Raw genomic sequence first — 18,381 nt, 5'->3', positions numbered from 1 at the left:
CTAACCTCAGGGCACTATATGGTGAACAGGGATGGACTTCAATTCCCACTGGCCCGTTGCAGGATCATATCTTGAATTGACGAATACATGCCACTGCTCATCGTCCACGTGCGGAAAGTCTGCCCTGTAGTAGTATCCGGGCCATCTGGTCTCCTTCCTGAAAAGCGTATGCCTGACAACAGCCTCAGCGACCCATATCCTGTGATTCAGCTCCCAGGTCCTCTGCAGCTGATGCAGATCTTCGGCACCGATATGGTTTGCATCCTCCTTCAGCATCTGCAGTAGATGGAGTCCCTTGTTCAGCAGCTTTTCATTGGTAGAATAATACGAACTTACGCCTCCGCAGTATTCGTCCATAATCTTCTCAAGCCGCTGCAGCCCCTGCTTGGGCGTTATGAAAAACGGTGAGACGCTGCCTTTCACGATCACATGGCTTCCGACTTCATAGTTTTCGAGAGGGCGGTAGACCTCTTCCCTGATTCTCTCCACCGAGGCCGCATTGAGTTCCGGTTTGAAATCCGCATGTTCCCTGACATACCTGACTGCGGCCTTTGCCGCGAGCCTTCCTTCTGTGAAGGAGCCGGAAGAAAATTTATGAGCGCTGCCTCCGACAGTGTCGCCCGCGCCGAACAGGCCCTCGACCGTCGTCATACGGTTGTAACCCCAGTTATAATCCGGGGGCGCGAAGTCCTCCGGGCCGCTAACCCATGCTCCGGCGCACACGGCATGAGAGCCCATGACGTATGGCTCCGACATGGTAAGCTCAGAAGGATCTTCTTTCGGATCTATGTTCTGCGACGCCCACATCACGGCCTGCCCGATCGTCATGTCCAGGAAATCTTCCCAGCCGAGCTCCTCCTTCTCGCGCGTGTCAAGTGAGCGCTCCGTGTGAATGTAGATGGGACCCTTTCCCGCCTTTATCTCCTCAAGCATGAGATGATTCCTCAGGCAGGTCGGCATCGGTTTGGCGTCTGCATATTTTGAACCCACGTAAGATCTGAGGCTGTCGATGTGCGCCTTTTCGTACTCCTCGCCGTAAGCGTTTGTGGCAACGGACTTCAGCATGAGGAACCATGCGCCTACCGGACCGTAGCCGTCTTTGAATCTCGTCACCACGATCCTGTTTTCCATCTGAATCATCTCCGCTCCGGCCTGCATCAGGAGAGCATAAGCGGAGCCGTTATTCCATGGCGGATACCACGTCCGCCCGGCGCCCTCGCCGATGGACCTGGGCCTGTATATGTGCGAAGCACCGGCTGCACCGACGATTACGGCCTTTGCCCTGAAAACATAGAGTGTTCCGTCGCGAACATCCAGGCCTATTGCGCCTGCGATGCGTTTCGCATTCTGCGCATCTGTCAGCAGATGGGTTATCATGACGCGGTTGTAAACTGCATCAACTGACTTCTGTGCTGCCTCCGCTATAATCGGCTTGTAAGATTCCCCGTGTATCATGATCTGCCATTTTCCCTCCCGCTGATAGTGACCAGTTTCCTTGTTGTACATCATCGGAAGGCCCCATTCCTCGAACATATGCACGGTGGCGTCGACATGCCTTGCGACGTCGAAGAGCAGATCCTCCCTGACGAGCCCCATGAGATCGCCCCTCGCGTACCGCACAAAGTCTTCGGGCCTGTTTTCGCCCCATCTCATGCCCATGTAGCAGTTGATTGCGGACAGGCCGTGCGCGACCGCGCCGCTCCTCTCGATGTTTGCCTTTTCCGCAATGACGATTTTCAGACCCCTGCCCCAGTAACCGGCTTCATAGGCCGCACCGCATCCCGCGAAACCGCCGCCCACAATCAGTATATCACAGTCAACATGCTTTACAGAGTTCGTTTTTCTGAGCGACAACAGCATCACTTCCTATTCCCGGTTTGAGCTGCAACGGGGCTCTGTTCCGCGATCTTCAGCGTTGGAAGGCTCTCCACCTTCAGGTACTCCGGTTCGTGGGAAAGAAGAGGTGAGTGTAACGCATCTTCCGCAGGCGGAGGAAGGGAGCGTGCGGACGGTATTGTACCCCACCTGGTTGTCCGGATCGGGAACGTGAACTCCTTAATCCTTCCGTCCCTGTACTTGATTTTCCATGAAACGGCACCCTTTTCCGCTTCCCTGAGCACTGTGACTCCGTGGCCAAGCGGGGCGAAATCGGCATAACCTCTGACATCGATGGCGTGCTCCGGACAGTACTTGACACACGTATAGCATTCCCAGCACATGTCCGGCTCCACATTAAATGCTCTCCTGTTGACCGGATCTATATGCATGATGTCGCTTGGACACAATTCGACGCATTTGCCGCAACCGTCGCACATTGTCATATAAACAAACGTTGGCATATTCTGTATCCACTCCTCAATCCTTTCTGATGAAGCTTACCTTTGAAGGCGAAGGCAGATGGGAATACCCCTCTGCCTCATCGATTTCCCTGAAAATGGCATGCATCGGTTTGTAGATGATATGGGGGAATTTCGACCACGCCATCGAGAGAAACGGAAATGCCGTGATCGGCAGATAGAAGATGAGGGCAATTTCGGTGGCTGCAACCGACCCGCTGATGTCTGCCAACTCCAGAACGAACTGGAACACGACTGCAAGCATGACCGAAAAGAGAAACATGTCCGCACGCACGGCACCGAACATCGAATCGCGTTCGGAACGGATGTTCACGCGCATGAAAAGCATAATCAGCCCTCCTGCGAGTAGCATTGCATTGCCTGCATTCGTTCCCGCTTCAAGCGGATTCGAAAGGGGAAATGCGTTAAGCGTAGGGTAGACAAACGCCTTCCCCAGCATGGACAGCGCCGAGATTATGAAACCCCAGAACAGGAGAAGATGCGCAGCCCTGCGTGGTCTGTCGAGGGCGGGTTCGGTGCACGAAGCTATTTCACCGGAAAGCCCCACATTGCTGATCAGCACACGCATTATGATCGATAAGCGCGAAGTGTTGTGCTCCACGGGAGTTCTTCCGAAACTCCTCTTCCACTTCCTCTCCTCTTCATATGCCTTTATCTTCTTCCGTCCGTACACGTCGTAAAGAACGCCGAAGACGGCGCCGAGGACAAGTATCAGGACGAAAAGTCTGAAATACGCTGGCGGAAACAGTGTAGATATGTTTACTGCAACCATAGCTGTACCGGCTGACGCATCAATTATAGTTTACTTATAGTTATTCGATAATACGGCAATAAAACTGACATTGTCCGGAGTTCCACCTCAAGATTCCACATGTTCACGATTCGTTGTGCGCTTCGTGCAGAGCACTCTGCAGCAATGAATTTCGCAGCGGCATCTGGAAAAAAGGAGTCATGCGGTGAGCGGCAATGACCGGGCAAATAATTAATATCTGCGGGAATGTAAGAGCAGAAGGAAAACGGGGAGCGGATTGGGCTGAAGAAGATGCAGGGGAAAGCAGACAACGGCTTTGCCGAACTGGACATGCTTGACGTGGGAATAATCAAGGAACTTCAGGCAAACGCCCGCACTTCATACAGGCGCATTGCCAGGAAATTCGATGTAAGCGTCACGACCGTGAGCGAGCGGGTGGGACGGATGGTGAAAAGCGGGCTCATCAGGAGCTTCACCGTAATCGTCGATCCTGAAAAATCTGGACCGGTACTCTGTGCTGCACTGTACATAAGGATTGAGAACGGTTCCGATCCGAAAGAAGTTGGACGCAGGGTGTCAGGAGTAAAGGGGATATGCTACACCTATCAGACAGTCGGATTGTATGACATCATAGCGCTAGGAAGTTCACTGACGAAACATGACTTCGCTGCAATGCTGAGGGAAGTCGGCGCCATCCGCGGCATAAAGGAAGTCGTTCCGTCCATGGTTCTTGACACAATAAAGGAAGATCCTCGCCATCCAGTCAGCGTTCCAGAAAATTGAGACGACGCAGGCGACTGCCGTCAGGCAGAGTCTGCACTTCAGAATGTTGTATTCTTGACGGCTCGTGCGACTATCCGCACGGCCATCTCCGCCAGCTCGTTGCCCATTCTGACATATTCATCATCGTCGGCTGCCGCCATCTCGCCGGCATCTGCGCCGATGAGCGCATATTCAGAGAAAGTGTATATCGTCATGTCCGGATAGAGGAACAGCAGGAAACCTTTCACAGCCATGCTGGTGACAAGGAGCAGCTCGAAATCGCGGGCAAGGGTGTCGGTCAGTTTCCTGCTTCTGAAGCCTGACCGTTCGGCTGCACTGATGCCGCGATTTGAAAGGAAGGACGATGCGCGTGTACTCATCTGCATACCTTCGACGGCCGAAAGGCCCGCAGACTCAATTACCATCCCCTTTCCGGCTGAGGCTGCCATGAGCAGGTATTGCATTATGGGACTGGCATCGAGATTAACGCCGCCTACGACTAGAATCCTGCTTACCGGGCGCCCATATACAAGCCGCCGGATTATACTCTCTGCCAACACTCATTCCTTGACCGGGATCTCGAAATCCGTTCTTTCGAGTATATCTCTCTTCCTGATCGGCACGACATTGCGGTAAGCGGGAAACATGTCGGAACCGAATCTCTGGGCGATCTGAACATTGTCCTGTTTGACGGCCTGTTCACCAAGCAGAATCATTTCTTCATCCTCCATCACGACAATCCCGCCAGTCCTGAATATCGCCCTGTACGTGTTCGTGCCCACACCCTCTTTCCCCTCGGGGGAAAAAGGTTTCGGATCCGAGTACCGGATATACGCTATCTTCACCTGAAAGGCTCCGGTGCAGAATCCGCGAGGTTCAGATGAAAAGAGTTATTGCCGAGGGGTCTGAAGCCCATTCCAGGAAGGTTGCGGCTCCGACAACATCTGCACCGGGAATAGTCAGATTCTCCTTGGTCGTTCCGAACAACTTCATCGTCGGTGAGCATGCGTTTATGTGAACCCCGGATTCGGCTGCCATCTGCAGCATCTGCGCCACTGAGGGCATTCCGCCCTTGGATATCAGCCCCTTCAATTGCTCCGCCGTCATGCCGATGTCCTTGGAAGGTTCCAGCGTTTCGGCCTGCCCCTTCGTAAGAAGCTTCATTCCGCCGAATGTGAAGTACATGTACACTTCCATTCCCTGCGCAGCCGCAGTCGTCGCCAGTATCAGCGCCGGATAGGCCGCATCCATCGTACCCTTGCTCACCACAAGCACAAGCTTGTTTTTCATAGTCGACTGTTCCACAGTTTCCTGCATTGTATGCTTCCCCTTGCCTACATAATCAGCTACACATTATAAGTAAATTCCCCGTTGGCCAAGACAATGTCAACATCAAATGCAGGCATGAATTAAGTATTTATTGTGAGGAGGCAATTCCATGGACATGGCGGAAGAAGCAAAGGTTTTTGATTTCAGGGGAATGCAATGCCCAATTCCGGTGTTTGAGACAAGCAAGGCGATTAAACAGGTTGGAATCGGGGAGGAGATATGCGTCATGGCTAACGATCCTGCCGCGAAGCCGGATCTTCAGGCCTGGTCAAAGAGAACGGGCCACGAGATAATGAGCATAGAGGAGAGCGGGGACTACATCAGCCTGAAAATAAAGCGGGCGCATTGACCATATCTGCAACTGCCCGGCGTAGAAACCGGATGTTTGTCCGAAACCGTCGTGCCCAAGTGAGTACATTAACACAGCTGAGTCCATATTCCGGTCAAACGAATGGCGCCTATCACGACGCGGTGTATCTTCATCCTGTCTTTTCAACAGTCAGCTTGTTGCTGCCATACGCATGGAAGTTATAGCATGCCATGCAGCCCAGCATGTTACTACATTCATCGCGTCACCAAAAGTATATTTAACAAATTGTCCATAAGGATAGCCCAAATACCTAACATTGTCAGGCAACGGACGATCCGCATTTTGCGGATCGGAGGCGACTGATGTCGATATTGAAGAATCTTCCGCAGAGAAAGGATGAACGGACACCATCGATGATTATAGCCGGGGCAAGGGAGCATGGAGAGCAGCCTCATGAACTCGCGCGAAAAATATTTTCGGAAATGCGCGGAGACTTCAGGTACAGGGAATTCGTTCTGGGTTGCCTGAATTGCGGCGAATGCACTACAGGATGTCCGGCTGCAAGATTCTACGACTTCAGCCCGAGGGAAATGCTGCAGATAGCCATGTCCGATGACCCCGATGTTCTACTGGACGCCATGCAGGAAAAAATCTGGGCGTGCTGCCAGTGCTACACGTGTAACATGAGATGCAGGTTCGGAAACGATATTGCCGGCATAATAAGCGTGATGAGAGAACTGGCCGTCAGGAACGGACTCGAGAGCGCAAAGGAGGTACTGAAGCCGGCAAGCAGAAGCCTTCTCAAGGTCATGACACACGGTACGCAGGTTTCGCCCGACATGATACAGCCGGATTTCTTCATAGACTGGGATCCGAAAGCAGTATCCAAGGCAGGCGACCTCGTGACGCTCAGGAAGGCTATACCCATAGATGTTCTTCAGGTAACAGACTCGTCCTGGGAAGTTTCCATGCAGACTGCACTGGAGCTTGCCCAGATTTATGAAGAGTCCGGTGTCCTCGATATGCTCAGATCGCTAGACCCTGACCTGGTAGAAATGATTGTTGACATAATTTCAGACTGGAAAGGTGAATTTGAAGAAATGAAGGAAAAATTCGGCTTAGAAGACATCGGACACAGGGAGAAATGATGAGATGAAGATGCTGAGCGCTGACCAGATCAGGGAAGTCGTGAAAGCCAGATCCGAGAAGAGGGCGGTTTCTGACAAGAAAGTCATGGACGTCAGAGAGGAAATGTGGAAACTTCATGACAAGGGAGAGATCATCGTCATACCCATTGAGGCAAAGAACAAGCCTGTCAATGTCAAAACACTTTTTGGCTGGGAAAAGAAGATTCCCACGGACCACCTGTGGCATCACAAGTCCTGCGGCCAGTGCGGGAACATACCCGGGTATCCCGCCTCACTGTTATGGTTCATGAACCAGTTCGGGACGACATATCTGAACGAACCGCATCAGACTTCGTGCACGGCGTGGAACTATCATGGAACAGGCACATCTAATCCGGTGGCGCTCGCCGCCGTCGCAGTGAGGAACTGGCACAGAGCATGGGAGACAGGCACGTTCCCTCTGATACACTGCGGCACGAGCTACGGCGATTACAAGGAGATGCGGAAGCTCATTATTGAGAACAAGGAAGTAAGGGACAAGGTCAGGGACATCATGCACCACATGGGGAAGGAGCTGACGATCCCTGAAGAGATTGTCCATTACAGTGAATGGGTACATGTCATGCGTGACAGGATGGCGGCCATGTCGAAGTACAATATGTCGGAAGTTACGGCCACAGTGCATGAGCCCTGCCACTACTACAAAATGGTGCCGGAAGATGCGATTTATGATGAAAGCGTCAACGGCGGACAGAGACCTGCGCCGCCAACGGCCCTCATGATTTCGCTCGGCGCGAAGGTTGCCGATTACAGCACTTGGTATGACTGCTGCGGATTCGGTTTCAGACACATTCTCACGGAAAGGGAATTCACCAGATCGTTTGCGACGCTCCGCAAAATAAAGCCGATGGTCGAAGAAGCTCATTCGGACGTTGCCATCACAACGGACACCGGCTGCGTTACGACGCTTGACAAGAGTCAGTGGATAGGCAAGGTTCACGGCATGGAGTTTATGGTTCCAGTGCTGGCCGATGTTCAGATCGCGGCGCTGGCCGCTGGAGCGCACCCGTACAAGATCGTGCAGCTGCACTGGCATGCGTCACCCACTGAGAAGTTGATGGAAAAAATGGGTATAGACTACAAAACATACAAGGATGATTTCATGAAGTATCTGGAACAGATTAAAAACGGGGGAGAAGTGGAGCAGTTGTATACACCGCACAGAGAGATGGAAAAATATTTCGCCGTAAACAAGGGACAGGTGCTGCCTGAAGGATTGAAGACCAAGGCAGGTTAGGTGATTCACTGGCATCACCACGCATACTCGTGATAGGAGGGGGACCAGCGGGTCTGAGCGCTTCGATTGATCTTATCGGGGCGGGTGCGGAGGTTGTTCTCGTCGAAAAAGAGTCTGTCCTGGGCGGTACACCAAAGCGACTCCACTACAGCCTCATCGCGCCGGATCTCAAGCCGGTGGAAGAGGTGCTGGACCCGCTGATTAAACAGGTTGAATCGTCTACGGTCACAACGAAACTCAATACAATCGTTTCGGGCATCAACAATGTCGATGGACAGGCAAAGGTTGCATTCACTTCCGGGGACGGCGGAAAGGAAGAGGAAGTGTTCGATGCCGTGATTCTCGCAACAGGTTTCGAGCACTGGGACCCTCACAAGAAGTACGAGTACGGCTATGGCATCTATCCGGACGTAATAGATTTCAAGGATTTTGAAAAGATGCTGTCCGATGACAATCTCGTCCGACCGTCGAACGGCAAAATGCCTGAGCGCATAGGCTGGCTTCTGTGCGTTGGTTCGCGCGACAGGCAGGTTGGGAAGTTCTACTGCTGCAGGCTGGGTTGCGCGGTGTCCATCAAACAGGCGATGGAAGTGAAGAAAAAACATCCGGAGATTGACACCTACATCTATTACATGGACATAAGGACATACGGCTTCTGGGAAGATCAGCTGTACTGGAAGGCGATGGAGGATCTGAACGTCAAATTCATACGCGGAAGAATAGGTGCTATCAGCAAGGGGGATGAAGGAAACCTGATCGCAATGGCCGAGGACACTATACTACAGCGGCCGAGCGAGGTGCCGTTCGACATGCTCGTCCTGACCACAGGCATGGAGGCAAGCCAGGGAACGGTCGAGATGGCAAAACTCCTTGGCCTGGAAATGGAGGAGCACGGATTCGTCAAGCCGCTCGAGGCCGACAGCCTGCCTGTCCACACGACGGTGGAGAATGTGTTTGTCGCAGGAACTGCGACGGGCCCGAAGGCCATACCCGATGCAATAACCGAAGGGTCGGCAGCCGCCATGAAGGCTTTCAACTACGTCAGGAAGCGCGCCGGAACAAAAGAATCGAAATCAAAGAGAACAAGCGACAGGTCGATGAAGGTAAATGCCTGAGCTTATGCTGAACAGTTACCGTCTGCGGGAAATTGCGGATGCAACTATCGGCCAGAACTGGGAAGTGGAGCTGTCCGCCTATATTGAAAGGCTAAGACTCAAGTCGGCCGTCATCCGGGAATACGTCTCAGAGCGGGAGAGGACCGAACAGGGAAGGAGGGATTTCATCAGACTGTGCTTTACGGCGAGGAGACACTGCGATTCCATTCTCTCAGGCAACACAGCTGAGGAGATAGACAGTGCCATAGATTCGCTATCATCCTCTGACACTGATCCGGAGCGCTGCATATCGCTTTTCATGTCGCTCAAAGGAGGTCCGCCCGAAGTGCTCATGGACCTGGCATATGAGATGATACACTTTTCATATCCCGCCAGGTACGGGCTCGCGACCAGATGGGTGTGGAATCCGTCAAACGGCACCGGCGCGCTGAGAGAAGCTATTGCCGCCGAAAAAAGGCCCATCAGTTTTGAACAGGTCCAGAAGGTGATGAAGAGCATTGCCGCATCCCTTGCCGTGCACGGTTACAGATTCAAGGATTTCATACCCATAGATCTGATGAGTGCGCTGTACTATTCGCAGGACGTGATTGGTGCAAAGGACAATTCGATGAATGCGGGCGGCATGGAAGCGCTCTTCCCCAACCACGGCGTCATTTCCACAATGATACTCGGCATCAGGAGGATACACCGTGCCAATCCATGAGAAACATCTCATTGAGAAGCAGAAGATCCTGCAGAAGGACAGCGCAGAGCTAGAAGGGAGGGATGTTTCGGGCCAGTGGAACATATTCATACAGCAGAGGATTCTGTCACAGTATCAGCCTGCCATGGTGGACGAAATAGCTTCGACGCCGGAAGGCAGAACGATAAACAGATGCTGGCAGTGCGGAACGTGCACATCGGGCTGCTGCATGCATACCGATTTCGGTCTGCGGGAATTCAACCCCAGATATTTCATCTATCTCGCAAAGATAGGCGACGAGGAAGAGCTGAAGAAGTACAAGGATGTCATCTGGCGATGCCTGGCTTGCAACAAGTGCGTCGAACGGTGCCCGAAGGACGTGAGAGTGGAGGAGGTCATTCATGCCATCGACGGCTACATGAGAAAGAAGGGCTGGATGCAGGAGACGCCCGCAAGCAGATGGGATGACGAGTATGTCGGCAATGTGCTCAAAACGGGCATACTAGACGAGATCATGCTGCTGAGGAATTACATCAGGGACGAGGAAATGAAGGAGTTCGACGCATCGTACATGATGAAGATGGGCATGAATATGCTCAGGACCGGGAGACTGAGAACAGGTCCGTTCAGACACAGAACGAAGGGATGGAAGAAAGTAAGGAAAGTTGCAGAAGAGATACTGGAGAAAGATGGTTATGAGTTACGATGAAGGCGGGCTGGCATTTTATCCGGGCTGTTCGCTGGACGGTCTCGGGAAGGCCTACAGGAAGAGTTCCGAGCTGGTGAGCAGGGACCTGGGCATAGTGATGGACGAGATTGTGGACTACAACTGCTGCGGCGCAACGGAAGTGAAGACAGTGAGCTATGACCTGTCCGTCTTCCTGCCCGGGAGGAATCTCGCACTCGCGAAGGAGATGGGCTCGAAGGCGGTTGTGGCGCCCTGCAACGGATGCGTCTTCTCGCTTGGAAGAGCGAACAAGGCAATAACCGAGGACGCGGCCACAAAGAACAGAATGAACGAGTATCTGAACAAGGCGGGGGCACCTTCATACGAGGGAGATGTGGAGGTAAAACACATAATAGAGGTCATCTACCAGCAGGCGGGACTCGATGCGGTGAGGAAAAGAGTCAGGAAACCGCTGAAAGGACTCAGGGTCGCCTGCTATTACGGCTGCCTCTACACGAGGCCGAAGATTTACACCGGCGCCGGTTCCGGCGAAAGGGACAATCCGGAGCATCCGCACTTCATGGATGATCTCATGGAGGCGATTGGAGCGGAAACGGTCGATTATCCGCTGAAGACTGTCTGCTGCGGCGGGGGACATGCAATTGCGGATCGCGAGGTCTCCGTCGGATTCAGTGCGTCGATACTTAACGAGGCTGCAAGACTGAATGCTGACTTCGTCGTGACGATGTGCCCGCTCGGGCAGATGAACATAGAGGCGAACATACCTATGATCGAAAAACAGTACGGCAGAGAGATTGTAAGGCCGGTCGTGTACTTCACGCAGCTGATGGCGCTGGCGTTCGGTCACAGCAGGCGGGACGCGCGGCTCGCGGACAATTTCTCCGATGCAGGAAAGATTTTGCACTCGAAAGGGTTCTAGATTCAGGAGGTTTCGAACATGGCAATGATTAACGGATGCGAGCTGCCTGACGATCTTTTCTATTTCCTGGAAGGAAATCAGATGTCGTGGGTGAGGTTTGAGGGCGATGAGGCCGTGATAGGGCTGACTGACCCGGCGCAGACGAGGGCGGGCAAGATTGTCGTCATCAGAGTCAAGGGCGAGGGGACAGCCAGACCAAGGGGGAAACCGCTCGCTACAATCGAAAGCGGTAAATGGGCCGGAGCGGTGCTTGCGCCGCTGACTGGCGTAGTTGTGAAACCGAACGAGGAGCTTGTTTCGCACCCGGAGCTGATCAACAACGATCCGTACGGCAGGGGCTGGATTGTGCGTGTGAAAGTGTCCAGTCCGGAGGAGAAGGCGGCGCTGCTCACGGGGGAGAGCGCGATGTCGCGGTACAGGGAGTTCATCAGCAGGGACAACATAAAATGCATAAGATGCCAGCAGTGAGGTGATGCAAGTGGCGGATGTCGAGGGAAAAAAATTACTGATTGTCATGACGACCGGACCCGAAGATCCGGAGAAAACGTACGCACCATTCTACACGGCAGCGCTGTCGGCGGCGATGGAAGTCGATACATCAATGTATTTTCTGATGCATGCGCCAAAGCTGCTTAAGTCCGGTTTTGCGGAGCAGGTAAAGCTGAAGAAGGGCGGAACGCTGATGCAGTTCATCAACATGGCACTGGAAGGCGGCGTGAAGTTCTACGCCTGCGAGGAGAGCCTGAGGAGCCTTTGCGACATAGATCCGAAGGATGTCATAAGCGGCGTGAAGGTTGTCGGCTCTTCCACGCTCGTGGACCTGTCGCTGGATTCCGACACCGTTCTGAGTTTCTGAGGGGAAAAATGACCGGACTGGACGTTATCAACCTCGGTCCGGTTGACGGTTACGTGATGACTAACATGTTCGTCGTCCTCGCCGGGTCGGTGAGCGAAGGAAAGCGCGGAGACACGCTGGTCCTGTGTCATGCAGAGAAACCGTTCGCAAACGTCGGCTTCCACCAGGAGGCGCTGCAGGAGATTGACATGGACTACTGCACGAGGAATTCCATACCGGTGGTACGCCGTGTGATCGGAGGAGGCGCGATAGCGGACGGACCGTGGGAAGAGGATTACTTCCTGATCAGCAGTCTCGGTTCGCCCACAACGGGAGGAACTATACAGGAGTACTACGGAAGGATGCTCGAACCCGTCTCCTCAGCACTTCAGCGGATAGGGATACATACAGTCAGATCCGGATTGAATGACCTTGCGGTGGACGGACGCAAGATCAGCGCAAACGGGGCAGTGGATATCGACAGCGCGAGAGTCCTCACCGGAGACATACTGCTGGATCTGAATCTGGAGATGATGTCAGGCATACTGAGAGTGCCTGATGAAAAATTCAGGGACAAGATGGCTCGGACGATGGAAGAGCACCTGACGTCCGTCAGAGCGCTGCTGGGAAGACAGGTGAGCAGGGAGGAAATCGATGCGGCGCTCACCGGCGAGTTCGGAAGGCTGTACGGTGGACAGATAAACAGTTCGTCCGTTACGGAGGATGAAGCGTACCGTCTCTCCGTGCTTGTGGAGGAGAGGAAGGGAAGTGAATGGGTGTTCTCAAGGGACAGCAGCAGGAGTGAACTTTTCGCCGATCGCCGCATAGTGAAGATCAGGGAAGGAGTGTTTCTCTGCAAGTACGACTACAAGGCGCAGAAACTGATCCGTGTCACGCTGCTGGTGGACCGCGGAACGATTGGGAGCATCGTGCTTTCGGGCGATTTTTTCACAGTGCCGGTAACCTGGAAGCTCGACAGGCTCGAAAGAGCTCTGGAGGGCCTGCCTCTGAACGCGAAAACCATATCTGAAAAGGTTGCATCCGTTATGACAGAGGACGGCGTCAGGATCCTCGGCGCCATGCCTGATGATTTTGCAAACGCCATAACCGAGGCCGCAAGACATCCTTCAATCACAAACAGCGGCGGGGGATGAGAGCCGTTGACTCGGGAACCGATTGAACTGCTCTCAACAGTTCCGCACCCCGAAGAGAAATATTCCCTGAGCGAAAAGGGAATGCTCTCTGCCGTCGACGTAGAGGGGACGGAAGTGAAGGTGAGAGTGTCCGTGCCGCACGCGTATCCGCTGAGCAACGTCATAAAGTCGGACATCGAGGCCGTTCTTGCCGGGGAGGGATACAGAGCTGTCGTCGAATTTTCCGAAACAGCGGACACCGGCGCGGCGACCCGGCGAAGCGTTGAACTCCCGATCGTCGATAGCGGGACGCACGAGAGAACAGGCATAGACGCGCTTCCGCGCGGAGACATTTCGAACATAATCGCAGTCGCATCGGGAAAGGGCGGCGTGGGCAAGAGCTTCGTGACTGCCGTTCTGGCCACACACCTCTCCATGCTTGGATTCAGGACAGGCATACTAGACGCCGATATCACCGGACCGTGTATTTCCAGAATGTTCGGTCTGAACAGCCTGCCTGAACTTGGCAAGGACGGAAAAATAGTGCCGCTCAGTTCGCAGACAGGCGTAAAGATCATGACAGTGGACCTGATCATGGACAGGTTCAAGACACCGCTTGTCTGGAGGGGGCCGCTCATAAACAGCGCAATAAGGGGGCTGTTCTCCGAAACGGCCTGGGGAAAGCTCCACTACCTGATAGTAGACCTTCCGCCTGGAACATCCGATGCGCCGATGACTGTTTTCCAGTCGCTCACGCCTGACGGCGTCCTTTTCGTCACGAGTCCGATGGAGGTGGCACGGTCCGTTGTCGCGAGGGCAGTAATTATGGCCAGGGAGATGCATGTGCCAGTCACTGGCGTGATTGAAAACATGGCATTCCTCCGCCTTCCTGACGGATCCAGAGTCAATGTCTTCGGAAGGGAAGGAGGGGAGAAGGCAGCGTCGGAGCTTGACGTTCCATATATAGGGACGATTCCGCTCGACCCGGCCGTCAGCGGACTCTCCGACAGAGGAGAAATAGAGCTTTACAGCAACACCGAACTGTTCAAAACAATCAGAAGGATGCGATTTGCCATGCTGCAGAATGCGCAGGCAGAGAGACAGAGGAAGATGTGAATGATCAGGGTGAGGGTCATTGCGAGGATAGGCGATCCGTTCTTCACAGGAGGACGGACGGAAGGCATTCCGTCCGAACACCTGGAACTGCTGAACAGCCTTTTCTTTGAGGGAGAGGTGGACAAGGGCGGCATCGTGGAAATAGAGGGCAGCAGATATGTGTGCACGATGTCCGGCTGGTCCGCTGTGGAGGAGTAGCATCGTGCGCTGCCTCTTCATTCTCTTCTCGTCTCCGGTTCAGCACAGGGAGGCCGAATATGTGCTGGAAAAGGCTGCCGCGCTTTCAGGGGAAGGGCACACGGTCTCGGTTTTCCTGCTTGGCGACGGCACCTACAACGCGTCGATGCCGCTGAGCCGCAAAGGGGCGGCCGAGGTGGTTGCAGGTTTTGCCGGACTCGGCGGTGTGAACATAATCTGCTGTTCGACATGCTCTGCAATGAGGGGTGTGAGCACGCTCATAGAGAAAGCAAAAATGGGCGGGCTCGAGGATCTTGTCGAAGAGATTGAGACGGCGGACGCAATATTCAGCTACACGGCGGAGGAATGATGAAGGTAACAGTGTTGCTCACGAGACCGCCGCTGTCGACGGCACATCTGACGGAGGCGGTGCGCGTCTCATTCATGATTGCGGCATTGAATCATGAAGTTGATTTCATCCTTATAGACGACGGCGCATTCATACTGCTGGAACAGACTGGTGGAAAATTCGGGAGAGAGACGCTGAAGAGAATGGAAGGCACCGACTCCATCCGTATCCGTGTTCACGCCGGTTCGTTCAGGCGGCTGATCCCCGAAGTGCCACTTCCGGAAAATTACAGACTGATTGAGTCCGATGAACTCTCATCGATCATGCTTTCGTCGAAGGTGCTGGTGTTCTGATGAAGGTGCTCATACACATACATCGCAGGATTGCGCACGATTCCGATATTCCCGGCCTGATAGCGAGCCTCTGCGCAAGGGCTGAGACAACCATCGTCCTGGAAGGCGCCGCCATATTCTGCATGAAGAGACTGACGGATGACCTCCATCGGCTCGGAGCGGTGTTCACGCTATGTGTCGAGGATTCCACGGAACAGCTGCCGCTGCGGCGTGACGCAGAACGAATCGGAAGAAACGGCCTTTCAGGCCTCATGGCGCATGCAGACTGTTTCATCTCCTTCTGATGCCTTCCCCGACCGGGATTCCGGGAACAACTGATAAAAAATAGCAAAGTCTTTAAAACAGCCGTAAAATCATCATTCGCGGAGTTATGGAAAAGCGCGTTGTGCCTGCGGGCGGGGATTTGCGTAGCGACGTCGGCTTCCTCGCGGAGACGCTGGGAAACACAATCGGCGAAATTGAGGGAAGAGATGCACTGGAACTCGTCGAGAGTGCGAGAAGGCTCTCCGTGTCGCTTCGCCGGGGAAAAACGCTTGCTTCGCGTGAGCTTTCAAGGCTGGTCAGAGCACAGGACGACGACGGACTCCTGCTGCTTGTGCGTGCATTCACAGCCTATTTTCAGATCGTGAACGTGGCGGAGGACGTCCTCAGGATAAGAAAGCTGAAGGCGGGCATGAGACGCGGTGCCGTTACCGATTCGGCTGAAGAGATGATGCTGACGCTCGCCAGGAACGGCCTGTCAGCAGGCGGGGTCGAGGAGATGTTCAACTCGATAGCGCTTGCATTTGTGCTCACACCCCATCCTACCGAGGCACGAAGGAAAACGATACTTGAAAAAGTGAAACGAGTCGAGGAGGCGCTGCTGGAGCTTCACGACGCTTCGACAGACCTAGAAAAAACGGCAGCATACGCATCCCTAAGGGAGGAGATTGCTGAACTGTGGCTTACTGACGAGCTGCGCGGCAGGAGACCTGAAATGGAAGACGAGTTGAAATACGGCCTGTATTTCTTTGACATAAACATCATTGAAACAATACCGGAATTCTACAGGAGACTCGATTTTTCATTCAGGCGGGCATTTCCCGGACGAAACTACAGGTTTCCGGCGTTCATACGGTACGGCTCGTGGATTGGCTCGGACGCAGACGGCAATCCGATTACGGATGCAGGCACTATGCTCGATGCGCTGCGCATGCAGCAGCGACTGCTCTTTTCAAAATACACCGCTGCCCTCAACAGGCTCATATCCAGACTTTCGGTGTCTGAGAAATATGCCATCATGAGCGGCGCGCTCATGCACCGACTCGAAACCTGCAAGACCGATTTTCCGGAGGTGTGGAAAGAGATTTCCAGGGTAAACGAAAATGAGCCGTACAGGGCTCTGTGCAGTTTCATCATAGCGAGACTCGCAGAAACTGAAGCGCACGCGCCCAGACGCTATACCTGCGGCGAAGAACTTCTCTCTGATCTGAGGGTCATGCAGCAGAGTCTGCTCGAGGGGGGCAATGACACAATTGCCGGAGGTGCACTGGAGGATCTCATAAGAACTGTGGAAACCTTTTCGATCCATCTCGCATCCCCGGACATACGTGTTCATTCCTCAGAACAGTCAGATGCGGTAGCCGCTCTTGCCCCGTCGTCAGAGGAAACTGCGGGATATAATGACATGACAGATGATGAAAAGAGAAAGCGCCTCGAGGAGTTGCTTGCCTCACCTGTTAAGCCTGTCATCGCCGGCAGGGAAGGACACAGGGAAACCAGAATACTGGCCATGCTGAAGGCCGCCGGAGAGGCACAGAAGAGATTCGGAAAAGGCTCAATGGGCAGTTACATTGTCAGCAATACGCATTCTGACATCCAGCTTCTCGAGGCGCTCTTCCTGCAGAAGGCCGCAGGACTCGGCACTGACGGAACGTCGGAACTGCCGGTCGTCCCGCTGTTCGAGACATATGCAGACCTCAGAAAGTCTGCCGATGTCATGACAAGACTGTTCGGTAACAGACTGTATAGTGAATTTCTGTCAAGGAGGGGCATGGAGCAGGAGATTATGCTCGGCTATTCTGACAGCAACAAGGATGCTGGCTACATGACCTCCAGATGGCTCATATACTGCTCTCAGACGGACCTGCTGGAAGCGGCTTCCCGTTTCGGCGTCAGGCTCAAGTTTTTTCACGGACGGGGTGGTTCAATAAGCAGAGGCGGCGGGCCGACGCATCTTGCGATACTTTCGCAGCCGCAGGAGTCGGCCGGATGCAGTCTCAAATTCACGGAGCAGGGGGAGGTACTCTGGAGCAGGTATTTCGACAGGGAAATCACCATAAGGGAATATGAGCAGGCGATAAGCGCGATTCTGAGACTCAAATCACACACGCTGAGGACCAGAGACACATGGGTTGAGGAGATGGAGCTGATTTCGGAGAAATCGCATGAGACATACAGGAGAATGCTGACGGACAGCAGACTGCCAGGATATCTCTCCGAAGCTACGCCGCTGAAATACATTCCTTCGCTGAACATAGGCACCAGACCGGCCACCAGAGGGCATCTGTCGTTCCGTGATCTGAGAGCCATACCGTGGGTCTTCTCCTGGACACAGAACAGGCACCTGATTTCCGGATGGTACGGCGCCGGCACGGGGCTCCGGACAAGGAGTGCGGCAGGGAAGCACACGCGCCGTGAAATGGCGGCGCAGTGGAACTTCTTCAAATCGCTCATAGACATGCTTGAAATGACGCTGGCGAAAACGGATTTCTATGTCGGGTCGCGTTACGCGGAGCTCGCATCGCCGGGCAACCGATCTCTTTTTGACACATTTGAGAAAGAATATGACAGGACGGTAAAAACGGTTTCCGAGCTGAGAGGCAAAGCACTGCTTGAGGATAACAGAACGCTAAGAGAAAGCATTGCGCTGCGCAACCCGTACGTGGATGTCATCAACGCCGTGCAGGCAGAGGTAATTTCACGCCTGCGAAGCCGAGAGCAGGACATGAAACTTGAGAGAATAATGCTGATGAGCATAAAGGGGATAGCGTACGGGATGAGGAATACGGGCTGAACGGACGCACTGCACATGGCTTCGGA

23 protein-coding genes are annotated in these 18,381 nt (G+C 53.8%); 17 read left to right on the top strand and 6 right to left on the bottom strand.

The genetic code is table 11. The features are described from left to right. Positions 1-6: 6 nt before the first annotated feature. The 3 genes from aprA to KIS30_03110 are packed head-to-tail and all read right to left on the bottom strand — an operon-like array spanning position 7 to position 3,129. Entirely contained in the window at positions 7-1,860 is a 1,854-nt protein-coding gene (aprA, locus tag KIS30_03120) for an adenylyl-sulfate reductase subunit alpha (GenBank protein ID MBX8645735.1), read from the bottom strand. Next, positions 1,860-2,339: an adenylyl-sulfate reductase subunit beta gene (gene aprB / locus KIS30_03115; protein MBX8645734.1), complete on the bottom strand. Its 480-nt coding sequence runs from the start codon at positions 2,337-2,339 to the stop codon at positions 1,860-1,862. Before aprB ends, aprA begins: the two co-directional genes overlap by 1 nt. Positions 2,340-2,355: 16 nt before the next feature. Further along, positions 2,356-3,129, bottom strand: coding sequence for a hypothetical protein (locus tag KIS30_03110; GenBank protein ID MBX8645733.1), 774 nt, complete (start codon positions 3,127-3,129; stop codon positions 2,356-2,358). Positions 3,130-3,399: 270 nt separating this feature from the next. Here KIS30_03110 and KIS30_03105 point away from each other — a divergent pair, with 270 nt between their 5' ends. Then, positions 3,400-3,891: an Lrp/AsnC family transcriptional regulator gene (locus tag KIS30_03105; protein ID MBX8645732.1), complete on the top strand. Its 492-nt coding sequence runs from the start codon at positions 3,400-3,402 to the stop codon at positions 3,889-3,891. Between the two features lie 38 nt (positions 3,892-3,929). On the opposite strand, the gene KIS30_03100 is transcribed toward KIS30_03105, so the two are convergent. From KIS30_03100 to KIS30_03090, 3 genes are read right to left on the bottom strand one after another with little or no spacing between them, the layout of a single operon-like run. Then, positions 3,930-4,427, bottom strand: a complete 498-nt coding sequence (locus KIS30_03100; protein ID MBX8645731.1) for a hypothetical protein — start codon at positions 4,425-4,427, stop codon at positions 3,930-3,932. A gap of 3 nt (positions 4,428-4,430) precedes the next feature. Further along, on the bottom strand, positions 4,431-4,715 hold the full coding sequence (locus tag KIS30_03095; GenBank protein MBX8645730.1) for a hypothetical protein: 285 nt from the start codon (positions 4,713-4,715) through the stop codon (positions 4,431-4,433). 31 nt (positions 4,716-4,746) lie between these two features. Next, complete coding sequence (locus KIS30_03090) at positions 4,747-5,187, bottom strand: DsrE/DsrF/DrsH-like family protein (GenBank protein ID MBX8645729.1); 441 nt, start codon at positions 5,185-5,187, stop codon at positions 4,747-4,749. 127 nt (positions 5,188-5,314) lie between these two features. Here KIS30_03090 and KIS30_03085 point away from each other — a divergent pair, with 127 nt between their 5' ends. The 16 genes from KIS30_03085 to KIS30_03010 all read left to right on the top strand — a co-directional run bounded on the left by KIS30_03085 (position 5,315) and on the right by KIS30_03010 (position 18,355). Next, positions 5,315-5,548, top strand: a complete 234-nt coding sequence (locus KIS30_03085; protein MBX8645728.1) for a sulfurtransferase TusA family protein — start codon at positions 5,315-5,317, stop codon at positions 5,546-5,548. 323 nt (positions 5,549-5,871) lie between these two features. Next, complete coding sequence (locus KIS30_03080; protein MBX8645727.1) at positions 5,872-6,657, top strand: 4Fe-4S dicluster domain-containing protein; 786 nt, start codon at positions 5,872-5,874, stop codon at positions 6,655-6,657. A gap of 10 nt (positions 6,658-6,667) precedes the next feature. Beyond that, positions 6,668-7,933, top strand: a complete 1,266-nt coding sequence (locus tag KIS30_03075; protein MBX8645726.1) for a heterodisulfide reductase subunit B — start codon at positions 6,668-6,670, stop codon at positions 7,931-7,933. Between the two features lie 8 nt (positions 7,934-7,941). Next, a complete protein-coding gene (locus tag KIS30_03070; GenBank protein ID MBX8645725.1) occupies positions 7,942-9,048 on the top strand; it encodes an FAD-dependent oxidoreductase in 1,107 nt (368 codons plus the stop codon). Beyond that, positions 9,041-9,751 carry a hypothetical protein gene (locus KIS30_03065; protein MBX8645724.1) on the top strand — a complete coding sequence of 237 codons (711 nt, stop codon included), beginning with the start codon at positions 9,041-9,043 and terminating at the stop codon, positions 9,749-9,751. The genes KIS30_03070 and KIS30_03065 overlap by 8 nt, the downstream gene beginning before the upstream one ends. Then, positions 9,738-10,439 carry a 4Fe-4S dicluster domain-containing protein gene (locus KIS30_03060; protein ID MBX8645723.1) on the top strand — a complete coding sequence of 234 codons (702 nt, stop codon included), beginning with the start codon at positions 9,738-9,740 and terminating at the stop codon, positions 10,437-10,439. The genes KIS30_03065 and KIS30_03060 overlap by 14 nt, the downstream gene beginning before the upstream one ends. Continuing rightward, the gene (locus KIS30_03055) at positions 10,426-11,337 is read left to right on the top strand and encodes a CoB--CoM heterodisulfide reductase iron-sulfur subunit B family protein (GenBank protein ID MBX8645722.1); all 912 of its coding nucleotides are present in this window, start codon (positions 10,426-10,428) and stop codon (positions 11,335-11,337) included. Before KIS30_03060 ends, KIS30_03055 begins: the two co-directional genes overlap by 14 nt. A gap of 18 nt (positions 11,338-11,355) precedes the next feature. Further along, the gene (locus KIS30_03050; protein MBX8645721.1) at positions 11,356-11,805 is read left to right on the top strand and encodes a glycine cleavage system protein H; all 450 of its coding nucleotides are present in this window, start codon (positions 11,356-11,358) and stop codon (positions 11,803-11,805) included. 4 nt (positions 11,806-11,809) lie between these two features. Then, positions 11,810-12,193, top strand: a complete 384-nt coding sequence (locus tag KIS30_03045; GenBank protein MBX8645720.1) for a DsrE family protein — start codon at positions 11,810-11,812, stop codon at positions 12,191-12,193. A gap of 8 nt (positions 12,194-12,201) precedes the next feature. Continuing rightward, positions 12,202-13,326, top strand: coding sequence for a lipoate--protein ligase family protein (locus KIS30_03040; protein ID MBX8645719.1), 1,125 nt, complete (start codon positions 12,202-12,204; stop codon positions 13,324-13,326). A gap of 6 nt (positions 13,327-13,332) precedes the next feature. Further along, positions 13,333-14,421, top strand: a complete 1,089-nt coding sequence (locus KIS30_03035) for an ATP-binding protein (GenBank protein ID MBX8645718.1) — start codon at positions 13,333-13,335, stop codon at positions 14,419-14,421. Next, the gene (locus KIS30_03030) at positions 14,422-14,619 is read left to right on the top strand and encodes a hypothetical protein (protein ID MBX8645717.1); all 198 of its coding nucleotides are present in this window, start codon (positions 14,422-14,424) and stop codon (positions 14,617-14,619) included. It begins immediately after the preceding gene. 4 nt (positions 14,620-14,623) lie between these two features. Beyond that, positions 14,624-14,968 (top strand): DsrE family protein, encoded by a 345-nt coding sequence (locus tag KIS30_03025; protein MBX8645716.1) that lies wholly within the window; start codon positions 14,624-14,626, stop codon positions 14,966-14,968. After that, a complete protein-coding gene (locus KIS30_03020; GenBank protein ID MBX8645715.1) occupies positions 14,965-15,300 on the top strand; it encodes a DsrE family protein in 336 nt (111 codons plus the stop codon). Before KIS30_03025 ends, KIS30_03020 begins: the two co-directional genes overlap by 4 nt. After that, positions 15,300-15,584, top strand: a complete 285-nt coding sequence (locus tag KIS30_03015) for a hypothetical protein (GenBank protein MBX8645714.1) — start codon at positions 15,300-15,302, stop codon at positions 15,582-15,584. The genes KIS30_03020 and KIS30_03015 overlap by 1 nt, the downstream gene beginning before the upstream one ends. Before the next feature lie 86 nt (positions 15,585-15,670). Then, complete coding sequence (locus KIS30_03010) at positions 15,671-18,355, top strand: phosphoenolpyruvate carboxylase (protein MBX8645713.1); 2,685 nt, start codon at positions 15,671-15,673, stop codon at positions 18,353-18,355. Positions 18,356-18,381 lie beyond the last annotated feature (26 nt).

Origin of the sequence: Candidatus Sysuiplasma acidicola, from assembly GCA_019721035.1 — an archaeon.
GTDB classification, from domain to species: Archaea; Thermoplasmatota; Thermoplasmata; order Sysuiplasmatales; family Sysuiplasmataceae; genus Sysuiplasma; species Sysuiplasma acidicola.
Note: the sequence above shows the minus strand (reverse complement) of the source record. Positions and strands in the feature narration are given on the sequence as shown.

Bases quoted from the DNA above. Each gene is read 5' to 3' on its own strand.
- aprA (MBX8645735.1), bottom strand. From the start codon at position 1,860: ATGCTGTTGTCGCTCAGAAAAACGAACTCTGTAAAGCATGTTGACTGT.
- aprB (MBX8645734.1), bottom strand. From the start codon at position 2,339: ATGCCAACGTTTGTTTATATGACAATGTGCGACGGTTGCGGCAAATGC.
- KIS30_03110 (MBX8645733.1), bottom strand. From the start codon at position 3,129: ATGGTTGCAGTAAACATATCTACACTGTTTCCGCCAGCGTATTTCAGA.
- KIS30_03105 (MBX8645732.1), top strand. From the start codon at position 3,400: ATGCAGGGGAAAGCAGACAACGGCTTTGCCGAACTGGACATGCTTGAC.
- KIS30_03090 (MBX8645729.1), bottom strand. From the start codon at position 5,187: ATGCAGGAAACTGTGGAACAGTCGACTATGAAAAACAAGCTTGTGCTT.
- KIS30_03085 (MBX8645728.1), top strand. From the start codon at position 5,315: ATGGCGGAAGAAGCAAAGGTTTTTGATTTCAGGGGAATGCAATGCCCA.
- KIS30_03080 (MBX8645727.1), top strand. From the start codon at position 5,872: ATGTCGATATTGAAGAATCTTCCGCAGAGAAAGGATGAACGGACACCA.
- KIS30_03075 (MBX8645726.1), top strand. From the start codon at position 6,668: ATGCTGAGCGCTGACCAGATCAGGGAAGTCGTGAAAGCCAGATCCGAG.
- KIS30_03065 (MBX8645724.1), top strand. From the start codon at position 9,041: ATGCCTGAGCTTATGCTGAACAGTTACCGTCTGCGGGAAATTGCGGAT.
- KIS30_03055 (MBX8645722.1), top strand. From the start codon at position 10,426: ATGAGTTACGATGAAGGCGGGCTGGCATTTTATCCGGGCTGTTCGCTG.
- KIS30_03050 (MBX8645721.1), top strand. From the start codon at position 11,356: ATGGCAATGATTAACGGATGCGAGCTGCCTGACGATCTTTTCTATTTC.
- KIS30_03045 (MBX8645720.1), top strand. From the start codon at position 11,810: ATGCAAGTGGCGGATGTCGAGGGAAAAAAATTACTGATTGTCATGACG.
- KIS30_03040 (MBX8645719.1), top strand. From the start codon at position 12,202: ATGACCGGACTGGACGTTATCAACCTCGGTCCGGTTGACGGTTACGTG.
- KIS30_03030 (MBX8645717.1), top strand. From the start codon at position 14,422: ATGATCAGGGTGAGGGTCATTGCGAGGATAGGCGATCCGTTCTTCACA.
- KIS30_03020 (MBX8645715.1), top strand. From the start codon at position 14,965: ATGATGAAGGTAACAGTGTTGCTCACGAGACCGCCGCTGTCGACGGCA.
- KIS30_03015 (MBX8645714.1), top strand. From the start codon at position 15,300: ATGAAGGTGCTCATACACATACATCGCAGGATTGCGCACGATTCCGAT.
- KIS30_03010 (MBX8645713.1), top strand. From the start codon at position 15,671: ATGGAAAAGCGCGTTGTGCCTGCGGGCGGGGATTTGCGTAGCGACGTC.